At 74.9% G+C, this 19901-nt stretch carries 15 protein-coding genes; 10 read left to right on the top strand and 5 right to left on the bottom strand.

Annotated elements, in window-relative coordinates; genetic code table 11:
* The first annotated feature begins 21 nt into the window (after positions 1-21).
* The 8 genes from AB0873_RS16015 (at position 22) to AB0873_RS15980 (ending at position 8925) form a co-directional block, all read left to right on the top strand.
* Positions 22-507: an SgcJ/EcaC family oxidoreductase gene (locus AB0873_RS16015; RefSeq protein WP_155331743.1), complete on the top strand. Its 486-nt coding sequence runs from the start codon at positions 22-24 to the stop codon at positions 505-507.
* A gap of 74 nt (positions 508-581) precedes the next feature.
* Positions 582-1373, top strand: coding sequence for an SAM-dependent methyltransferase (locus tag AB0873_RS16010; protein ID WP_155331742.1), 792 nt, complete (start codon positions 582-584; stop codon positions 1371-1373).
* Positions 1374-1414: 41 nt separating this feature from the next.
* Positions 1415-2758, top strand: a complete 1344-nt coding sequence (locus AB0873_RS16005; protein ID WP_366600506.1) for a nucleotide disphospho-sugar-binding domain-containing protein — start codon at positions 1415-1417, stop codon at positions 2756-2758.
* Positions 2759-2936: 178 nt separating this feature from the next.
* Positions 2937-4091 carry a DegT/DnrJ/EryC1/StrS family aminotransferase gene (locus AB0873_RS16000; protein ID WP_366600505.1) on the top strand — a complete coding sequence of 385 codons (1155 nt, stop codon included), beginning with the start codon at positions 2937-2939 and terminating at the stop codon, positions 4089-4091.
* A gap of 33 nt (positions 4092-4124) precedes the next feature.
* A complete protein-coding gene (locus tag AB0873_RS15995; RefSeq protein ID WP_366600503.1) occupies positions 4125-5186 on the top strand; it encodes a glucose-1-phosphate thymidylyltransferase in 1062 nt (353 codons plus the stop codon).
* A 55-nt stretch (positions 5187-5241) separates the two neighbouring features.
* Entirely contained in the window at positions 5242-6549 is a 1308-nt protein-coding gene (rfbH, locus tag AB0873_RS15990) for a lipopolysaccharide biosynthesis protein RfbH (RefSeq protein ID WP_366600501.1), read from the top strand.
* A gap of 46 nt (positions 6550-6595) precedes the next feature.
* Positions 6596-7942: a nucleotide sugar dehydrogenase gene (locus tag AB0873_RS15985; protein ID WP_366600499.1), complete on the top strand. Its 1347-nt coding sequence runs from the start codon at positions 6596-6598 to the stop codon at positions 7940-7942.
* Positions 7939-8925 carry an NAD-dependent epimerase/dehydratase family protein gene (locus AB0873_RS15980; protein ID WP_366600498.1) on the top strand — a complete coding sequence of 329 codons (987 nt, stop codon included), beginning with the start codon at positions 7939-7941 and terminating at the stop codon, positions 8923-8925. The genes AB0873_RS15985 and AB0873_RS15980 overlap by 4 nt, the downstream gene beginning before the upstream one ends.
* Positions 8926-9131: 206 nt before the next feature.
* Here the strand turns inward: AB0873_RS15980 and AB0873_RS15975 are convergent, their stop codons facing one another.
* Entirely contained in the window at positions 9132-10742 is a 1611-nt protein-coding gene (locus tag AB0873_RS15975) for an MFS transporter (protein WP_366600556.1), read from the bottom strand.
* A 39-nt stretch (positions 10743-10781) separates the two neighbouring features.
* On the bottom strand, positions 10782-11450 hold the full coding sequence (locus tag AB0873_RS15970) for a DUF899 domain-containing protein (protein WP_366600496.1): 669 nt from the start codon (positions 11448-11450) through the stop codon (positions 10782-10784).
* Positions 11451-11683: 233 nt separating this feature from the next.
* Here AB0873_RS15970 and AB0873_RS15965 point away from each other — a divergent pair, with 233 nt between their 5' ends.
* Positions 11684-14956 (top strand): BTAD domain-containing putative transcriptional regulator, encoded by a 3273-nt coding sequence (locus tag AB0873_RS15965; protein WP_366600494.1) that lies wholly within the window; start codon positions 11684-11686, stop codon positions 14954-14956.
* A gap of 49 nt (positions 14957-15005) precedes the next feature.
* On the opposite strand, the gene AB0873_RS15960 is transcribed toward AB0873_RS15965, so the two are convergent.
* The 3 genes from AB0873_RS15960 to AB0873_RS15950 are packed head-to-tail and all read right to left on the bottom strand — an operon-like array spanning position 15006 to position 18056.
* Entirely contained in the window at positions 15006-15419 is a 414-nt protein-coding gene (locus AB0873_RS15960) for an SgcJ/EcaC family oxidoreductase (protein WP_155331733.1), read from the bottom strand.
* A gap of 50 nt (positions 15420-15469) precedes the next feature.
* Positions 15470-15859 (bottom strand): hypothetical protein, encoded by a 390-nt coding sequence (locus tag AB0873_RS15955; RefSeq protein WP_366600492.1) that lies wholly within the window; start codon positions 15857-15859, stop codon positions 15470-15472.
* Positions 15860-15869: 10 nt separating this feature from the next.
* Positions 15870-18056 carry a hypothetical protein gene (locus AB0873_RS15950; RefSeq protein ID WP_366600491.1) on the bottom strand — a complete coding sequence of 729 codons (2187 nt, stop codon included), beginning with the start codon at positions 18054-18056 and terminating at the stop codon, positions 15870-15872.
* A gap of 414 nt (positions 18057-18470) precedes the next feature.
* Between AB0873_RS15950 and AB0873_RS15945 the strand changes: the two genes are divergently transcribed.
* Positions 18471-19850, top strand: a complete 1380-nt coding sequence (locus AB0873_RS15945) for an acyltransferase (protein ID WP_366600489.1) — start codon at positions 18471-18473, stop codon at positions 19848-19850.
* The last annotated feature ends 51 nt before the right edge of the window (positions 19851-19901 follow it).

Genomic DNA, 19901 nt, shown 5'->3' with positions numbered 1-19901 from the left:
ACATCCCGCGAGGAGCGCATCATGACCACCACAGCGACGACGCGGTGGGGCGACGCGACGCAGATCCTCGGCGCCGCCGGCGTCACCGAGGATCCCGCCTACGTCCGCGACTTCCCCAGCGCCGAGGAACGGGCGATCCTGGCCGTCCCGCAGCTCATCCAGGCGGCGTGGAAGGCCAACGACGCCGACCTCTTCGCCGACATCTTCGCCGAGAACGGCAGCCTGCTGATGGGCGACGAGCAGCTGACCAGCCGCGAGGAGATCCGCGCGTACATGGCCAAGGGGTTCGGCGGCCCCTACCGGGGCGCGTACGTCAAGGGTTACCCGGTCGCCCTGCGGATGCTGCACCCGGACGCCGCGATGGTGGTCACCGGCGGCGGCATCATCCTGGCCGGCGAGAGCGGCATCGCGCCCGACCGGCACATCCGCGCCACCTGGATCATCGTCCGGCGCGAGGGCGAGCGCCCGCAGTTGCTGTCCCACCAGAGCAGCCCCGTCACCGGCTGACCGGCGGGGCCGGCCCGTCCCGGGCCGGCCCCGCCCGCCGTCCACCCACCCACCCACGATCGAGGAGTCTTCCGATGTCGACCGAGTCCGTGGAGCGGCCCTCACCGGCCCGGATGTACGACTACTTCCTGCACGGCACGAACAACTACCCGGTGGACCGGGTGGCGGCGGAGGCGGTGATCGGCCGGGTCGGTCAGACGCTGACCCGGGACGTGGTCTGGGAGAACCGCCGCTTCCTCGGTCGTGTCGTGCGGTACCTGGCGGCCGAGTGCGGGATCCGGCAGTTCATCGACGTGGGCGCCGGGCTGCCGAGCCAGGAGAACACGCACCAGGTGGCGCAGCGGGCGGTGACCGCCCCGCGGGTCATCTACGTCGACAACGACCCCGCGGTGGCCGAACACGGCACGCGGCTGCTCACCGAGCAGGAACGGGCCAACACCGCCATCCTGACCGCCGACCTGCGCGACCCCGCCGCGATCCTCGACCACCCGGACACGAAGGCGCTGATCGATTTCTCGGAGCCGGTCGCCGTGCTGTTCGTCGCGGTCTTCCACTTCGTCCGCGACAGCGAGGACCCGGCGTCGATCCTCCGCGCGTTCCGGGACCGGATGGCGCCCGGCTCGTACCTGGCGCTGTCCCACCTCGCGGTGGAGGGCTCGCCGGCCGAGGAGCGCGCGCTGATGGAGGAGAGCTACCGCAACGCCACCGCGCCGATGGTCTACCGGTCGACCGCGGCCATCCGCGGGCTGTTCGACGGCTTCGTCCTCGTGCCGCCGGGCCTGGTGCCGACCGGCCGGTGGCGGCCCGACGAGCCGGACGCCCCGTCGACCGAACGGATGTACGCCGGCGTGGGACGCAAGCCCTGACGCGCCGCAGACCATCCGGCCCCGCACACCCGAGGAGAGACATGCGCGTCGTCTTCGCCCTGTGGCCGAACCCGGCCCACCTGTACCCGCTGGTCCCGCTCGCCTGGGCGATGCAGAGCGCCGGGCACGAGGTCCGCGTCGCCTCCCATCCGATCCTGGCCGACAGCACGAAGGCCGTCGGGCTGACCCCGGTCGCGGTCGGCGACCCGCAGCTCATGCCGATGGGTCCCGGCCGGCCGCAGCCGCGCAGCGTCAAGGAGCGGCTCGACCGGATCACCGCCGCGCTGGACCTCTCGCCGGCCGACAAGGACGTCTGGGACGTCTTCTACCAGTTCATGCTGCCGTCCATGTGGGACTTCCACCCGGTCGGCTCGACCGCCGCCGACCCGCACCCGGTCCTCGACGACCTGGTGGAGTTCACCCGCGCGTGGCAGCCCGACCTGGTGCTGTGGGACCCGTGCTTCCCGGCCGGGGCGGTGGCGGCGCGGGCCGCCGGCGCGGCGCACGCCCGGCTGCTGTGGGGCCTGGACTACTTCGCGTCCACGATGGACCGCTTCGCCGAACGGGCCGCGCGCCCGGGCCCCGGCCCGGAGGCCAACCCGCTGGTCGAGACGATGCGCCCGGGTGCCGAGCGGCACGGCCTGGACGTCGACGACGAGCTGCTGCTGGGCCAGTGGACGGTCGACCCCACGCCGGCCGGGGTACGGCTGCCGACCAGCGTCCGGACGGTGCCGGTGCGGTGGGTGCCCTTCGCGGCGCAGGAGGCGCTGCCGCGCTGGCTGCACCGGCGCCCCGAACGGCCCCGGGTCGCGCTGTCCCTGGGCCTGTCGCAGCGGATGTACTTCAAGGGCGGCTGGGACCACGTTCCCGGGTTGCTCCGGATGGTCGCCGACCTCGACGTCGAGGTGGTCGCCACGCTGAACGCCGACCAGCTGGCCGGGATCCCCGAGCTGCCGGAGAACGTCCGGGCGCTGGACTACCTGCCCCTCACCCAGCTGCTGCCGTTCTGCGCCGCCCTCGTGCACCACGGGGGCATGGGCACGTTCGCCAGCGCGGCCGCGCTGCGGGTGCCACAACTGATCACCGACTCGGACGACGACAACGGCATGATCACGATCGAGGCCGACGGCCTGGAGTGGTCGATGGCGACCAAGCACATCGAGTCGTCGGTGACCGCCCGGTGCGTGGCGCAGCGGGGCGCCGGCCTGGTCCTGGACATCAAGAACCTGTCCGTGGAGGCGATGCAGAAACAGCTGGTCCGGGTGCTGGACGAGCCGTCGTTCCGGGAGGGCGCGGACTCGCTGTACGAGGACCTGCTCGCCACGCCGAGCCCGACCGAGATCGTGCCCGTGCTGGAGAAGCTGACCCGGCGGCACCGGGTCTGACCCCGCCGGCCCGGCGGCACCGGGCCTGACCCCGGCCCGACCCTCCCCCGGCGGCGGCCCCGCACGTGCGACGCCGCCGGGGCGACCCGTCGCGCCCTGAGCGCCCTGTCGCGCGCGGGCCGATCCGCGCCCGTCCCGCCGCCGGCGGACCAGCCCGCCCCGACCACCCGGAGAACCGATGATCAACGTCTTCCAGCCGACGCTGGGCGCGGCGGAGCTCGACGCCGTGCGCGACGTGTTCGACAGCAACTGGCTGGGGCACGGGCCGCGCACCCGGCAGTTCGAGCGGGAGTTCGCCGAGCACGCCGGGTTGGCGCCGGAGCGGACCATCTTCATCACCTCGGCCACCGCCGGTCTCTTCCTCGCCGTGGAACTGCTGGGCCTCGGGCCGGGCGACGACGTGGTGCTGCCGTCGATCAGCTTCGTCGGGGCGGCCAACGCGATCGCGGCCGCCGGCGCCCGGCCGGTCTTCTGCGATGTCGACCCGCACACCCTCAACCCGACCGTCACCGACGTGGAGCGGGCGCTCACCCCCGCCACCAAGGCGGTGATCGTGCTGCACTACGGCGGCGTGCCGGGCGAGGTGGCGGCGATCGCGGAGCTGTGCCGGCAGCGCCGGCTGGCACTGGTGGAGGACGCGGCGTGCGCCGTCGCGTCCACCGTCGACGGCCGCGCCTGCGGCAGCTTCGGCGACATCGCCATGTGGAGCTTCGACGCGATGAAGATCCTCGTCACCGGCGACGGCGGGATGCTGCACGTGCGGGACGACGAGCTGGCCCGGCGGGCGCACCGGCTGGCGTACCACGGCCTCGAACACGCCAGCGGCTTCTCCGCCGCCGGCAAGGGCGTGCCGCACCGCTGGTGGGAGCTCACGGTCCGGGAGTACGGCCGCCGGGTCGTCGGCAACGACCTGACCGCCGCGATCGGCCTGGTCCAGCTGCACCGGCTGCCGGAGTTCGTGGCCCGCCGGCGGGAGATCGCCGGGACGTACGACCGGCTGCTGACCGACGCCGAGGGGGTCCGGCTCCCCCCGCCGGTGCCCGACGGCCAGGTCAGCTCGCACTACTTCCACTGGGTCCAGCTCGACCCGGCGATCCGCGACCAGGTGGCGGCGGACCTGCTGGACCTCGGGATCTACACCACCTTCCGGTACGCGCCGCTGCACCGGGTGCCCGCGTACGGCGACGGCGGGCACCTGCCCGGCGCCGACGAGGCGGCGCGGACCACTCTCCTCCTACCGATGCACCAGGGGTTGACCGATGCAGACGTACGAACGGTGGCGGACAGCCTGCGCAAGTCCGTCGACCAGCGACGGGCCGCGGCCGGTGGCTGACCGGACGGCCGGGCGCTCCCGAGGGCGGGCCAGGTGAAGGCCCTGGTGCTCGCCGGCGGCTCCGGCACCCGGCTGCGCCCGCTGACCTACTCGATGCCCAAGCAGCTCGTGCCGGTGGGCAACCGGCCGGTGCTGGAGCACGTGCTGGACGCGGTCCGCGCCGCCGGCGTGACCGACGTCGGGGTGGTGGTGGGCGGCTGGGCCGAGCAGATCGCCGACGCCCTCGGCGACGGCTCCCGGCTGGGCGTACGGCTGACGTACCTGCGCCAGGACCAGCCGCGTGGCCTGGCCGACTGCGTCCGGGTGGGCCGTGGGTTCCTCGGTGACGACGACTTCCTCATGTACCTCGGCGACGTCATGCTGCCCGACGGCGTGGCCCGGTACGCCGACGAGTTCCGCGCCCGCCGGCCGGCCGCGCACGTGCTCGTGCACAAGGTGGCCGACCCGCGCGCCTTCGGCGTCGTCGAACTGGGCCCGGACGGGGCCGTACGGCGGCTGGTGGAGAAGCCCCGGCACCCGCGCAGCGACCTCGCCCTCGTCGGGGTCTACTTCTTCACCTCGGCGGTGCACGCCGCGGTCGACGCGATCACCCCGAGCGGCCGGGGCGAGCTGGAGATCACCGACGCCGTGCAGTGGCTGGTCAGTGCCGGCGCGGACGTCCGCGCCAGCGAGTACCACGGCTACTGGCGGGACACCGGCCGGGTGGAGGACCTGCTGGCCTGCAACCGGCACCTGCTCGACGGCCTGGCCCGCGACGTGGCCGGTCAGGTGGACGCCGCCAGCGAGCTGACCGGACCGGTGGTGGTGGCGCCCGGCGCCCGGGTGGTCGCCTCCCGCGTGGAGGGGCCGGTGGTGATCGGCGCGGACACCGTCGTCCAGGGCTGCCGCATCGGGCCGCACACCGCGATCGGCCGCGGCTGCCGGCTCACCGACACCGAGGTGACCGACTCGATCGTCCTGGAGGGCGCCTCCATCACCGCCGTCCGGGGCCTGCAGGGCTCGCTGATCGGCCGGTCCGCCACGGTCCGTCCCGGCCCGACGACCGGCAGCCGGCTGGTCGTCGGCGACCACACCCGGGTCGAGATCGCCGCATGACCGGCGCCGGCCACCCGCCCGCCCGCCGCCGGGCCGAATCCGCAAGGGAGATGCGATGAGCGACGAACAGAAGGCGTTGCTGCTGGACAGCGTCCGCAAGTACCACCAGGAGATCCAGGAGGAGCGGCCCTTCGTTCCCGGCGTGACGGAGATCTGGCCGTCCGGGGCGGTGCTGGGGGTCGAGGAACGGGTGGCGCTGGTCGAGGCCGCGCTGGACCTGCGTATCGCGGCCGGGCGCAACGCCCGCAGGTTCGAGTCCGCGTTCGCGCGCAAGCTGCGGGTCCGCAAGGCGCACCTGTGCAACTCCGGGTCGTCGGCGAACCTGCTCGCGGTCTCGGCGCTCACGTCGCCGCAGCTCGGCGACCGGCGGCTGCGGCGCGGGGACGAGGTGATCACCGTCGCCGCCGGGTTCCCCACCACCGTCAACCCGATCCTGCAGAACGGGCTGGTGCCGGTCTTCGTCGACATCGAGCTGGGCACCTACAACGCCACCGTGGAGCGGGTCGCCGCGGCGATCGGCCCGAAGACCCGGGCGATCATCCTCGCGCACGCGGTCGGCAACCCGTTCCCGGTCGCCGAGATGGCCGAGCTGGCCAAGGAGCACGGCCTGTTCCTCGTCGAGGACAACTGCGACGCGGTCGGGTCGTTCTACGACGGCCGGCCCACCGGCAGCTTCGGTGACCTGGCGACGGCGAGCTTCTACCCCGCCCACCACATGACGATGGGTGAGGGCGGCTGCGTGGTGACCTCCAACCTGGTGCTCGCGCGGGTGGTGGAGTCGCTGCGGGACTGGGGACGCGACTGCTGGTGCGCGCCCGGCGAGAGCAACACCTGCATGAAGCGCTTCGAGCACCGGATGGGCTCGCTGCCTGACGGCTACGACCACAAGTACATCTACTCGCACGTCGGGTACAACCTGAAGACCACCGACCTCCAGGCCGCATTGGGGCTCGCCCAGCTGGCCCGGGTCGACGAGTTCTGCGCGACGCGCCGGCACAACTGGCGGCGGCTGCGCGACGGCCTCGACGGCGTGCCGCACCTGCTGCTGCCGGAGGCCACGCCCCGCAGCGACCCGAGCTGGTACGGCTTCGTCATCACCGTCGTCCCGGGAGCGCCGTTCACCGTTCCGGAGCTGGTGGACTTCCTGGAGGAGCGGAAGATCGGCACGCGGCGGCTGTTCGCCGGCAACCTGACCCGCCACCCCGCGTACGCCGGCCAGCCCTACCGGGTGGTGGGCGAGCTGACCAACAGCGACATCGTCACCAGCCAGACCTTCCACGTCGGCGTCTACCCCGGCCTCACCGACGAGATGATCGACTACGTCGTCTCGTCGATCCGGGAGTTCGTCAAGACCTACGGGTGACCAGCCGGCCCGTCGGGGCCGGCCGGCATCCTGATTGGAGCCTGAAATGGGTGTTCTGACCGACCGACGAGACCCACGGGTGGCGGTCATCGGCCTCGGCTACGTCGGGGCCTGCATCGCGGCGGTGCTGGCCGAGCGGGGCCTCGACGTGGCCGGTGTGGACGTCGACCCGCACCTGGTCGACGAGCTGCGCCGCGGGTACTGCCGTTTCGAGGAGCCCGACCTCGCGGACCTGCTCCGGGCGGGTGTCGACACGGGCCGGCTGCGGGTCGGCACCGACTACGCGGCGGTCGCCGACGCCGACGTCGTCCTGGTGACCGTCGGCACCCCGGTACGGCTGGACGGGTCGCTCGCCGACGACCAGCTGCGCGGCGCCTGCGTGGAGCTGAGCCGCCACCTGCGCCGCGGCCAGCTGGTGGTGGTCAAGAGCACCGTCCCGCCCGGCACCACCCGGGACTTCGTGCTGCCGCTGCTCGCCGGCGGCGGGCTGGTCGGCGGCACCGACTTCGGGCTGGCGTTCACGCCGGAGCGGCTCGCCGAGGGCACGGCGCTGCGGGAGCTGCGGACCTTCCCCATCGTCGCGGGCGGCCTCGACGCCGGCAGCACCCGGGACGCGGAGACGTTCTGGCGGCGCGCGCTGGGCGTCGACGTGATCCCGGTGGAGTCGCTGGAGGCCGCGGAGATCGTCAAGCTCGCCGACAACTGGTGGATCGACCTCAACATCGCCCTCGCCAACGAGCTGGCCAAGTTCAGCGCGCTGTACGAGGTGGACGTCCTGGAGGTCATCCAGGCTGCGAACGGCATCCCGAAGGGCACCGGCACCATCAACATCCTGCTGCCCAGCGTCGGGGTGGGCGGTTCCTGCCTGACCAAGGACCCGTGGATGGTCTGGCACTCGGCGCAGCAGCGGGGCCTGGAGATCCTGACGGCGCCGGCCGGCCGACGGGTGAACGCCGGGATGCCCGCGTACACCGCGCGGTTGATCCTCGACGAGTTGGCCGCGCTCGGCCGCCCCGCACGTGGGGCGCGGGTGGCGGTGCTCGGCCTGGCCTTCAAGAACGACACCGGGGACCTGCGCGCCACGCCGGTGCTGCCGGCGGTCGAGGCGCTGCGGGAGGCGGGGTGCGCGGTGCGCCTGCACGACCCGCTGGTCGACCCGGACGAGACCGAGAAGCTGTTCGGCCTGCGCCCGGTGGCGGACCTCGACGACGCCGTACGGGACGCGGACTGCGTCGCGGTGCTGGCGCACCACCGGCCGTTCGCCGGGATCGATTTCGCCGCGCTGCCGGTCACCCGCCCGTGCCTGGTGCTCGACGGGCGGGCCTACTACAGCCGGGAGCGGATCGCCGAGCTACGGGCGGCCGGCTTCCACTACCGGGGGATCGGCCGGTGAGCGCGCGGGTCGTGGTGACCGGCGGGTACGGATTCATCGGCGCCCATCTGGTGGAGCGGCTGGTGGCGCGGGGCGACGAGGTGACCGTCGTCGACGGCGCGCCCCCGGCGACGGGACGTCCGGCGTGGGCCGGGCAGGTCCGGTTCGTGCAGGCCGACGTCCGGGACGCCGGGCGGCTCGCCGAGGCGATCGCCCCGGGCGTCGACGTGGTCTACCACCTGGCCGCCGTGGTCGGCGTGGACCAGTACCTCGCCCGGCCGCTGGACGTCATCGACATCAACGTCACCGGCACGCGTACCGTGCTGGACCTGGCCTGCCGGGCGGACGCCCGGGTGCTGCTCGCCAGCACCAGCGAGGTGTTCGGCAAGAACCCGGCGGTGCCGTGGCGGGAGGACGACGACCGGGTGCTCGGCGCGACGTCGGCGGACCGCTGGACGTACTCGACGAGCAAGGCGCTCACCGAGCACCTCGCGTACGCCTTCGGCCGGCAGCACGGGCTGGCCGCGACGATCGTGCGGTACTTCAACGTCTACGGTCCCCGGCAGCGGCCGGCGTACCTGGTCAGCCGCTCGGTGCACCGGGCGCTGAACGGCCGGCCGGTGGTCGTCTACGACCGCGGCCGGCAGACGCGCTGCTTCACGTTCGTCGACGACGCGGTCGCCGGCACGCTCGCCGCGGCGGACCGTCCGGAGGCCGTCGGCGAGTCGTTCAACATCGGCAGCATGGTGGAGAACACCATCGCCGAGGTGGTGGAGCTGATCGGCGCCCTGACCGGCGGCGCCGCCCGGTCCGACGTGGACACCCGGGCGGTGCTCGGCACCGCCTACGAGGACCTGGCCCGCCGCATCCCGGACACCACCCGGGCCCGGACGATGCTCGACTGGAAGTGCGAGGTGCCGCTGCGCGACGGCCTGGCCCGCACGGTCGGGTGGGCCCGGGACAACCCGTGGTGGCTCGCCCTGCCCGACACCGGGGCATCCTGACCCGACAGACCAACCGTCGCCGCCCGTCCCCGTTCCGGGGCCGGGCGGCGACAGCGCGTTGACCAGGAGGCATTCGGACCGGCTCCCGCCGCCGGAGGACGCGAGACCTCGTGGTCAACGGACGCGGGCCCCTCGGGGCCCAGCGGCGCGCACGGCGGCCGGGGTGCGGGGGGCGGCGCCCCGGCCGCCGTGCGCGGTCGGTGGGGCTACTGCCGCGCGGGCTCCGGGGAGCCGCCGGTGCCGGCCGCCGGTTCCCCGCTCCCCTGCGCCGCGTCGGCCGACGGCTGCTCCGCCGTCGGGCGGACCCGCCGCAGCAGCAGCGCCGAGAGCACGGCGAGGAGCACGGCCAGCCCGGCGCTCACCACGCCCGCCGCGTTGAAGCCGCTCGTGAACGCCTCCCGGGCCGCCTCCAGCAGTGCCGCGCCGGTCTGCTCGGGCAGCTGGCTGACGACCGTGCTCGCGCCGGCGAGGGACTCCTCGGCCGCCTCGCTGACCTCACCCGGCAGGCCGGCGGGGACGGCGGGGGCCACCTCGCCGCGGTAGACCGCCGTGCCGACGCTGCCCAGCAGCGCGACGCCGAGCGCGACACCCAGTTCGGTGCTGGTCTCGGACATCGACGACGCGGAGCCGGCCCGCTCGGGCGGCGCCGCACCGATGATCAGGTCGGTGCCCAGCACGGCTCCCGGGCCGAATCCGAGGTAGACGATCACCAGACCGGTGACCGCCAGCCCGAGCCCGCCGGCGCTACCCACCAGGCCGATCAGCGCGTAGCCGACCGCGGCGATCGCCATGCCGCCGGCCACCACGTAGCCCGGCGCGACGCGCTGCGCGATCATCGGCGCCAGCATCGACCCGATCAGCATGGACACCGCGTACGGCAGCATCCAGAGACCGGCGCGCAGGGGCGAGAGTCCCTCGACGAGCTGGGCGTACTGGGCGAAGAGCAGCGCGATGCCGCCGATGGTGGCCCCGCCGATCAGCATGATGAGCAGCGCGGCGCTGAAGGTGCGGTTGGCGAACAGGCGCACGTCCAGCAGCGGGTGGGCGAGCCGGCGCTGCCGGTGGACGAAGGCCACGCCGATCACGAGCCCGACCACCATGGCCAGCAGCGGCGGTGCCCCGAACCCGTCCTTGGCCAGCTCCTTGAGGCCCCAGACCACCGGCAGCACGGTGGCCAGGCTGAGGGCGACGCTCACCAGGTCGAGACGGCCGGCGTCGGGGTTGCGGTACTCGGGCAGCAGCGCCGGCGCGGCGATCAGGAGCACGACCATCACCGGTACGCCGAGCAGGAACACCGAGCCCCACCAGAACCCCTCGAGCAGGGCGCCGCCGATCAGCGGCCCGATGATCGAGCCGATCATGAAGCAGCTCATCCAGATGCCGATGGCCATGGTGCGCTGCTGCGCGTTGCGGAACATGTTGCTGATCAGCGACAGGGTCGACGGCATCAGCGTCGCACCGGCGACGCCCAGCAGCGCCCGCGTGGCGATCAGCATCTCGGCGCTGGTGGAGTACGCGGCGACGACGGAGGCCACGCCGAAGGCGGCCGCACCGATCATCAGCAGCCGCCGCCGGCCGATCCGGTCGCCGAGGGTGCCCATCGTGACCAGGAACCCGGCGATCATGAACCCGTAGATGTCCATGATCCACAGCAGCTGGGCGGCGTCCGGCGCCAGGTCGGCGCTCAGGTGCGGCAGCGCCAGGTAGAGCACGTTGAGGTCGAGCGCCAGCAGCAGCGTGGGCAGGGCGAGCACCGCGAGCCCGACCCACTCCCGCCGGCCGGCCCGGGGCCCGGCCTCGCTCTCGTTGACGTCCATCATGGTCCTTTCCGTCCGGGGTACGCGGAACCGCGCGGCCTACTTGTCGTAGTCGTCGTGCAGCCGCCACCAGCTGTACGGCGTGGTCTGCGGCCGCCCGTCCGGGGTGTCCTCCCAGGTCTCCTGGCGACCCAGCGGGGTCAGGTCGAGGAACGTCCAGTTGCTGCCGAGGGCCTCCACGCCGCGGGCGGTGGTGAAGTACGTGCGGTACACGTCGTCGCCGTCGCGCAGGAAGACACTGAGGCCGAACGCCTCCCCCGCCTCCGACGTCAGCCCGAGGTCAGCGTTGAAGTCGGTGCCGTAGGACGAATACCAGGGCACCGACCAGCCCATGCGCTCCTGGAAGGGCGTGATCTCGGCCAGCGGGGCCCGCGAGACCAGGGCGAGCGTGGTGTCCCGGGCGTTGAGGTGGGCCGGATGCCCGAGGTTGTCGACGAACATCGAGCAGCCCTCGCAGCGGTGCGCCGAGCCCGGCGTGAACATGAAGTGGTAGACGACGAGCTGCCGCCGCCCCTCGAACACGTCGGCCAGGCGGGCCTTCCCGGCCGGGCCCTCGAAGACGTACTCCTTCTCGATCCGCGTCATCGGCAGCCGGCGGCGCTCGGCGGCGAGCGCGTCCCGGGCCCGGGTCGCCTCCTTCTCCTTGACCAGCAGCCGCTCCCGCGCGGCCTGCCACTCCTCCGACGACACGACCGGTGGCAGGTTCATGATCTCTCTCCGTCCGTGGTGTGAAGCGTCCTGGGGGGGTGCCGGCGGCCGGCCGCGCACGCGCGCGGGTCACGGCGAGGGGACGTGGCCCGTGCGGGGGACCCACGACCGACCGTGGTCCGGCACCCTGGTCCACCCTGTCCGGGGCCCCTCTCGGTCCACTCCCGGTTCACTCGCGGTCGCCGCCGGTGACGTGACGGCCTGTCGCCGGAGCGCTGCGTTACGGTGACACCATGCGTTTCGGGCTCCTCGGTCCGCTGGGCGTCTGGACGACGGACGGCGCGCCGGTCACCGTGCCCGATCTGAAGGTCCGTGTCCTGCTCGCCGCCCTGCTGGTCCACGAGGGCCGTCCCGCGTCGGTCGACCGGCTGGTGGAGGACGTCTGGGGGGACCGTCCACCGGCCAACCCCACCGGGGCGCTCCAGACGAAGGTCTGGCAGCTGCGCCGCGCCTTGAACGCCGCCGAGTCCGGTGCCCGGGACCGGGTGGTCTCCCACCCCCCGGGGTATCTGCTGCGCACCGACCCGGACCCGACCGACGCCGAGCGGTTCACGGCGCTAATGGAGCGGGCCGCCGGCACGACCGGTCCGGACGCGCGGGTGGCCCTCCTCGACGAGGCGCTCGGTCTGTGGCGCGGCCCGGTGCTGGCCGACTTCCCGGAAGCCCCGTTCGTCACGGCGCTGGCCGCCCGGCTCGACGAGCAGCGGTTGGCCGCCACCGAGGACCGGGCCGAGGCCCGGCTCGCGCTGGGCGAGCACCACCTGCTCACCGGGGAACTCGCCGACCTGGTGACGCGTCACCCGTACCGGGAGCGCCTGCGCGCGCTGCACCTGCGGGCGCTGTACCGGGCGGGCCGGCAGGGCGAGGCCCTGGACCGCTACGAGCGGTTCCGCCGGCGGCTCGCCGACGAGCTGGGCGTGGACCCGGGCCCCGAGCTGGTCGCCCTGCACCGGGCGATCCTGTCGCACGACCCGGCGCTGCTCGCCCCGCCGGCGACGACCGGCGCGGTCACCGTCGCGCCGGTCCCGGCGGGCGCCGCGCACCCGGCGGGGGTACGCGGCAACCTGCCCGCCCCGCTGACCGACCTGGTGGGCCGGGAGGAGGCGGTACGGGACATCCACGGCCTGCTCGACGCCGCCCGGCTGGTGACCCTGGTCGGCTCGGGCGGGGTGGGCAAGACCCGCCTGGCGGTCGAGGCGGCCCACCGGCTCGTCGGGGCGTACCCGGACGGCGTGTGGCTGGTCGAGCTGGCGGCGCTGCGCCGCGCCGGCCCGGCGGCGCTGGCCGGGTCGGTCCTCGCGGTGCTCGGCGTCCGCGAGAGCGTGGACCTCGCCCCCGCCACGCCGGCCGAGCACCTGGTGGAGGCCCTGCGCGGTCGCCGGCTCCTGCTGGTGCTGGACAACTGCGAGCACGTCGTCGAGGCGGTCGCCGAGCTGGCGCACCGGGTGCTGCGGCACGCGCCGGACGTCCGCCTGCTGGCCACCAGCCAGGAGCCGCTGGGCGTCGCCGGGGAGCAGGTCTGCGCCGTACCGCCGCTGGCCCTGCCGGACCCGGCGGTCAGCGACCCGGCGGTGCTCGCCCGGGCCAGCGCGGTCCGGCTCTTCGTCACCCGCGCGGGCGCCGCCGCGCCCGCCTTCGCGCTCGACGAGGGGAACGCCCGGGACGTCGCCGAGCTGTGCCACCGGCTCGACGGCATCCCGCTCGCGCTGGAACTGGCCGCGACCCGGGTCCGGTCCCTGGGGGTCCGCGGCCTGCTGACCCGGCTCGACGACCGGTTCCGGGTGCTGACCAGCGGGCACCGCGGCGCGCCGCCCCGCCAGCAGACCCTCCGCGCGATGATCGACTGGAGCTGGGAGCTGCTCGGCGAGCCCGAGCAGGTGGTGCTGCGGCGGTTGGCGGTGCACGCGGACGGCTGCGCGTTGGAGGCCGCGGAGGCGGTGTGCGCCGACGACCGCCTCCCCGCCGACCAGGTGCTCGACCTGCTGGCCCGGCTGGTCGACCGCTCGCTGGTGGTGATGGCCGAGCTGCCGGGCGGGCCGCGGTACCGGCTGCTGGAATCGGTGGCCGCGTACTGCGCCGAGCGGCTGCGCGAGGCCGACGAGGTGGCTTCCGTCCGCCGCCGCCACCGGCGGTACTACACGGCGCTGGCCCGCCGGGCCGACGAGGCGCTGCGCGGTCCCGAACAACGGCAGTGGCTGACCCGGCTCGACCAGGAGACCGCCAACCTGCGCCACGCGCTGGACGGCGCGGTCGCCGACCGGGACGCGGCCGGGGCGCTGGAGCTGACCACCGCGCTGGCCTGGTACGGCTACCTGCGCGGGCGGCTGCGGGAGGCACGCCGGTCGATCGAGACCGCCCTGGGCGTGCCCGGCCCCGCCCCGGAGCCGCTGCGGTCGGCCGCGGCCTGCTGGCAGGCCGGGCTGGCGCTGCTGGAGGGCGGCGGTGACCACGCCCCGCTGGTCGCCCCGGCGCTCGCCGGCTGGCCGGCCGGCGCGGACCCGGCGGCTCGGTCGCGGGCGGTCTGCTTCCTCGGGCTCGCCCTGCTCAACACCGGCGACGTGGCCGGCAGCACCGCGCTCGTCGACGAGGTTCTGCCGGAGTTCGAACGGCTCGGCGACCGGTGGGGCGTGGCCACCGCGCTGAGCCTGCGGGCCAACCAGGCGCAGGCCCGGGGCGAGCTGGCCGCGGTCCGCCGCGACGCCGAACGCGCCGTGGCCCTCTTCCGGGAACTGGGTGACCGGTGGGGCCAGTTGCAGGCGTCCTTCCCGCTCAGCTCCCGCGCGGAGGCGACCGGGGACTACGCGGAGGCGGCCCGGCTGCACCGCGAGAGCCTGCGGATGGCCGAGGAGCTCGGGCTGTGGCTGGAGGCGGCGGACCGCCTCTCCGGCCTGGGCCGCATCGCCCTGCTCGCCGGCGACTACGACGGGGCACGGGAGTTCCACGAGCGGGCGCTGCGGCTGGCCGCCGAGCAGAACTGCAAGCCCGCCGAGCTGTACGCGCAGATCGGTCTGGGGCTCGGGGCCCGCCGGGAGGGCCGCCTCGCCGAGGCGGAGGACCTGCTGCGCGGCGTGCTGGGGTGGACCCGGCAGCCGGGCCTGGACGCCGAGGTGGTGCGGGCGCTACTCCTGGCGGAGCTGGGGTTCGTCGCCGAACTGCGGCAGGCCGCGCCCGCCGCGCACGACCTGCACGCCGAGTCGTTCGCCCTGGCCACCGCCATCGGGGATCCGCGGGCGCAGGCGCTGGCGTTGGAGGGGCTCGCCGGGGCGGCGGCCGTCGACGGCCGCCCCGGGGACGCGGCCCGGCTGCTCGGCGCGGCGGCGGTGGCGCGGGCCTCGGTGGGCGCGCCGCTGCCGGACGGGGAGCGCGGGGACGTCGACCGGATCACCGCCGCCGCCCGCGCCGCGCTGGGCGCCGCGGCGTTCGCCGAGGAGTTCGACCGGGGCACGACGCTGCGGCCGGACCAGGCCTACCGGTCGGTGTCGGCCACCGCCGGCCGTCCGGCCTGACCGGGCCGGGCGGCACGCCGCCGCCCGGCCCGGTCCCGGCAGCCCGCTGTCAGCCGTCGGCGGTGCCCTTCGAGTTCTGGTACGCCGCGATGTGCCACCGTCCGTCCCGCCGCACCACCGTGGACGTGGCGAGGAAGCCGCGCTCGGGGACGATCCCGCTCTCGCCCTCCAGCAGCACGCTGCCCCGGGTCACCAGCAGGGCGATGTCGGCGGTGAGGAAGCGGACGTCGAGCGGCTCGACGTACACCCGCGTCCCCGCGTACGGGCCGGCGAACCCGGCGGCCATGAACGCGCGGATCCCGTCCCGGCCCTTCATGTACGAGTCCCCGATGAGGGTCCCGTCCTCGGTGAAGATCGCCGCGAAGCCGTCGGCGTCGTTGGCCGCCCAGGCGGCCATGATGCGGGTCGCCACGTCCCGCACCGCGGCCTCGTCGGTCAGCACGGCGGTGTCGCCTGCGGACATGTCCTACCTCCTCGTGGTCCCACCGGCACGCCCGGCGGCGTGGGTGCGTCTCAACAGGTGATCCGGGCGTCCGGCGAGGTCAGGTAGCCCATCATGTTGGGATCCCAGACGACCGCCCGGTACGTCCAGGTGCCGCTGCCCCGGCAGGCGAAGTCGAGCCGGTTGACGGTGCCCGGGTCCATCCAGCGCTCCAGCACGGTCCGCCAGCCGGTGTCGGTCGACTGCCAGCGCATCAGCCAGAAGATCGCGTAGACCGTGCAACCGTTGGTCGCCACGCTGCGTACCGACACGCCGGTCGGGCTCAGGGTCGGGGTGCTCGGGGCGGTCACGCACGTCGCCGGCGCGGTGTCCGCCCGCGCCGGGGCGGGGCCGAAAGTGGCCGTCGCCGACGCGCACCCGGCAACGAGGGCGGCGGACGCGACCCGGGTGGAGACGCTCATGGTTTCCTCCTCAACGGTCCCGCTCACGGGACGCGTACCGGTAGGCGTCGACGATCGTCTGCTCCAGCCGGTTGCCGTCGGTGTCCACGAGGACGGCCCGCAGCGACAGCGACGCCGCGCCCGGCGGGGTGGCCACCACGGCCCGGTAGCCGGCTCCGCCCGCAGGCACCACGCGCGCCGGCCGCCACGTGCGGCCCGCGTCGCCGGAGACCTCGACGGCGAGTTCCCGTACGGCACCGACCCGGGCCTGCGGCTGGGACATCACCGTCACCGGCAGCACGGTCACCGGCCCCGGACGCACCCGGTTGTGGTCGTCGACCGGCGGCGCGTACCGGACGGCCCAGAGCGGGAACGACTCGCCCGCCTCCCCCGCCGGGTCGGAGCGGAACGTCCACACCGAGTCCACCCGCGTCGACAGGTCGGAGAAGGACGGCCGGGTCGTCCGCTTCTCCACCCGGAACGTGCCGGGGCCGGGCGGGACCTCCGTCTCGAGGTTCCCGGCGCCGGAGCGGGCCAGCAGCACCCCGTCGCGGTAGAGCAGGGTGGACGCGGTGTCGGTGAGTGAGCCGCCCCGGTGGGAGTCCTGGTCGGAGTAGATCGGGACGCCGAACCAGACGGTGTCGCCGCGCCGGCCGGCGTGGCCCGCGAAGTCGAACATCGGCCCGAACACCGCGGCGTTCCACCGGTCGGTGTACCGGTGGCCGGCCCGGTAGCTCCGGTAGCCCTGCCCGAGGGCGGTGACCTCGGTGGGTAGCCCGCCCGGCCCGGGGACGTTCTCACCGAAGGCGCCGCTCCACTGGGTGTCGCCCGCGTCGAGCAGGTGGACGGTGCGGGCCGGCAGGCGGAACGGCAGCAGGGCGGCCAGCGTCCCGGTCACGCCGGGAGCCGTCGCGAAGTGGGCCTTGGTGGCGGGCCGGCCGGGCACCTGCGCGACCAGCCGGGTGTCGACGGCGGCGAGGTCGCCCTCGTCGACGGTGCGGTCGAGGCCGGTGAAGAAGCCGCCGGGGCGGGTGTCCAGCAGGCCGTACGTGTACGGGGTGTCCGCGAAGTCGCCGCGTGGCCCGGGCACCCCCCAGGTGGAGGCGAGGTAACCGGTCATCCGCGTGGCGTCGACGTCGCCGCCGATCTGCCCGGCGTACAGGCCGTCGAAGCCGTCCGCCGCCAGTGACAGGGTGAACCCGGGGCGGTCGCCGTCGCGCCGCTCGAAGCCGAGGTCCACCAGGGCGGTACGGGCGTCGGGCCGGGGCACGGAGGTGCGTACCGGCGCCGATCGCCGCGCGTCCACGGTCACCGTGGCGTCCCGGTCGAGGACCAGCTCGGGCTGGACCAGCCGGTGCCAGGTGGAGCCGGTGTCGCCGAAGTCGACCACGTCGGCGACCAGGACGTACGTCCCCCTGGGCAGCTCGGCGGAGGATGTGCCGGCCGCGTCGCTCAGCACCGCCCGGACGTCGCCGGTGAGGTCGAGGACCATCGTCTCGGCGACACTGCTCGCCCGTCCGTCCGGGCCGAGGTGGCGCACCGTCAGCGTGTGGGTCTCGGCCGCCGGTCCCGCACCGCCCGACGCGGTGGTGCTCGCGGGCCCGGACGCACCGCCGGACGTCGCGTCGCTCCCCTGCCCGGACGCGCCGTCCGACGTGGCGGTGCTCACCGGGCCGGGGGCCGGGGCGGCCGGGGTGTGCAGCCGGATCCGGGCGAGGTGCGCCCGCTGGGAACGGATCGCCGCCCACGCCGCCGGGGCGGCCGACTTCGTGAGGGTCACCGCACCCGCGTGCGGCAGGCGGGCGGTGGTGCGCAGACCGGGCCCGGTGAGCCCGGCCGCCGGATCGGCGCCGCGTCGGGTGACGAGCAGCGGCAGCCCGGGGCTGCGCGCGTCGTCGTAGCCCGCGCGGACCAGTTCGGTGACGTCGAACAGCCGCCGGTCCAGCAGGCCGGCGGTGACGAGCGGACGCGCGTCCTCGGGGAGCACGAGCTGCCGGCCGCCCGCGCGGAGGGTGGTGAACCGGATCCCGGCCCGGCCGGCGCCCGGCGTGACGGTCACCTGCGCGCCGTCCGCCGAGGCGGTGACCCGGTCGCCGGTGAGCAGCGTGACGGTGTGCCGGGCCGGCGCCGTGGACGGCGGGCCGGCCGGCGCGGGACGGGCGGCCCCCGACCCGCCGGCGTCCGCCGCCGTCCCCCCGCTGTCCGCACCGGACCGCACGGCTTCCCGACCGGACGGGGCAGCTTGAGCCGGTGGGGCCGGCAGCGCCAGGACGGCGGCCAGCAGGACGGGGACCAGTGCCCGCCCGGTCCCGCGGCCTGGTCGACCTGTGCCGTCCGGTGACCGCTCCCCACCCACGTCCCGTACCTCCGCGTTCGACCGGCCGCCGGGCGGCGCACGCCGGGCGGTGACTGGTTTCCCTCGTCCGCATCGTTCTCCGGCCGTCCCGCGGCGCGCATCTTCCACCGTGCGCTCTCCCGGGCCCGCGCCGTCGGCTGCGCACGGTGGAAGATGCGCCGTACCGGGCGGCGGCCGGACGATCCCACGGTGTGGAGGGCGGATGCGAGGGAGCCTCCGCGACGACCCGGCGGCCGTGACCACTCCGGTGGGCGCGTCCGCGGTGAGGAGCCGGTGATGACGGCGGTACGCGAGGACCGAACAGACAGACGCGCGAGGATCTTCTTCCCGGAGCTGGAGGGACTACGCGGGATCGCCGCCGTGCTGGTCATGCTGACCCACGTCGCGCTCACCACCGGTGTGATCGCCTCCGACATGTACGGCGCGTCCGGCAACCCGGTCGCCGGGCCGGTGCTGAACACGATGGACGTCAGCGTGCCGATCTTCTTCGTCCTGTCCGGACTGGTGCTCTACCGCCCGCTCGCCCTGGCCACGCTCACCGATCGGCCGGCGACGCCGCTGCGGCCGTACCTCTGGCGGCGGGCGCTGCGGATCCTGCCCGCGTACTGGGTGCTGACGGTCGTCGCGCTGGTGGTGCTGAACGCCGACGCCGTGGACGGGCCACGGGACGTCCTGTTCCCCCTGCTGGTGCTCCAGGTCTACGACCCGGCGACGATGCCGACGGGCATGGAGCAGACGTGGAGCCTCGCCACCGAGGTCGCGTTCTACCTCACGCTTCCGCTGGTGGCGTGGGCGCTGCGCCGGTGGGCGCGTCGGGTCACCGACCCGGCCGCGCGGGTACGGCGGATCGTCCTGCCGCTGGGCGGCGTCGTGCTCGTCGGCGCCGCCTTCGCCGCCTACCACCACCTGCCGTCCATGGGCGCCTTCCCGGCCCAGCACCTGTGGCCCACCGAGTACGTGGGCTACCTGGCCGCCGGCATGGTCCTGGCGACCCTGTCGGCGGTCGCCGAGGTGGCACCCGAGCGGCAGCCGGCGGTGTACCGGTTCCTCGGCCGCTTCCCCGGCGTGGCGTGGCTCGGTGCGCTGGCCGCGTACGCGCTGGCCTGCTCGCCGGTCAGCGGCCCGAACGAGATGAACTACCCGCCGCTCGGCGCGGCCATCGTCGACCACACCCTCTACCTGGCGATCGCGGTGCTGGCGGTGGCACCGCTCGCGCTGCCGAGCGGGCGTCCCCGGTACATGCGCGCCGTGCTGTCGAACCCGGTGGTGGCCTTCCTCGGCCGGATCTCCTACGGGGTCTTCCTCTGGCACGTGTTCCACCTGTGGCTCTTCTTCGGCCTCACCGGCACGCCGCTGGGGACGGGCAACTTCTGGCTGGTGACGGCGACGATCCTCGGCGCCAGCGTGGTGACGGCGACGGCGAGCTGGTTCCTCGTCGAGCGGCCGGCCATGCGGCTGCGACCCTGGCTGGGCCGCGCCCCGGTCGACCCCGGCGCGGAAGCGCCCCGGACGGTGCCGGAGCAGCCGGCCGTCACCGACGCGCTGCCCGGTTGGGCCACCGGGACGGGCACGCCGGTCGTGCCGGTCGCGCCGGTCACGCCGGTCGCGCCGGTCGCGCCGGTCACGCCGGTCGCGCCGGTCACGCCGGTCAACTGACCACACCGGACCGGCGGTACGCGGGCGGAGGGTCCGCCCGGTTGGGAACGG

It is taken from the genome of Micromonospora sp. NPDC047707 (assembly GCF_040704235.1).
Classification (GTDB): domain Bacteria; phylum Actinomycetota; class Actinomycetes; order Mycobacteriales; family Micromonosporaceae; genus Micromonospora.
Note: the sequence above shows the minus strand (reverse complement) of the source record. Positions and strands in the feature narration are given on the sequence as shown.

Coding starts and splice junctions, on each gene's coding strand:
- AB0873_RS16005 (WP_366600506.1), top strand. CDS start 1,415: ATGCGCGTCGTCTTCGCCCTGTGGCCGAACCCGGCCCACCTGTACCCG.
- AB0873_RS15965 (WP_366600494.1), top strand. CDS start 11,684: ATGCGTTTCGGGCTCCTCGGTCCGCTGGGCGTCTGGACGACGGACGGC.
- rfbH (WP_366600501.1), top strand. CDS start 5,242: ATGAGCGACGAACAGAAGGCGTTGCTGCTGGACAGCGTCCGCAAGTAC.
- AB0873_RS16000 (WP_366600505.1), top strand. CDS start 2,937: ATGATCAACGTCTTCCAGCCGACGCTGGGCGCGGCGGAGCTCGACGCC.
- AB0873_RS16015 (WP_155331743.1), top strand. CDS start 22: ATGACCACCACAGCGACGACGCGGTGGGGCGACGCGACGCAGATCCTC.
- AB0873_RS15960 (WP_155331733.1), bottom strand. CDS start 15,419: ATGTCCGCAGGCGACACCGCCGTGCTGACCGACGAGGCCGCGGTGCGG.
- AB0873_RS15970 (WP_366600496.1), bottom strand. CDS start 11,450: ATGAACCTGCCACCGGTCGTGTCGTCGGAGGAGTGGCAGGCCGCGCGG.
- AB0873_RS15945 (WP_366600489.1), top strand. CDS start 18,471: ATGACGGCGGTACGCGAGGACCGAACAGACAGACGCGCGAGGATCTTC.
- AB0873_RS15985 (WP_366600499.1), top strand. CDS start 6,596: ATGGGTGTTCTGACCGACCGACGAGACCCACGGGTGGCGGTCATCGGC.
- AB0873_RS15975 (WP_366600556.1), bottom strand. CDS start 10,742: ATGGACGTCAACGAGAGCGAGGCCGGGCCCCGGGCCGGCCGGCGGGAG.
- AB0873_RS15955 (WP_366600492.1), bottom strand. CDS start 15,859: ATGAGCGTCTCCACCCGGGTCGCGTCCGCCGCCCTCGTTGCCGGGTGC.
- AB0873_RS16010 (WP_155331742.1), top strand. CDS start 582: ATGTCGACCGAGTCCGTGGAGCGGCCCTCACCGGCCCGGATGTACGAC.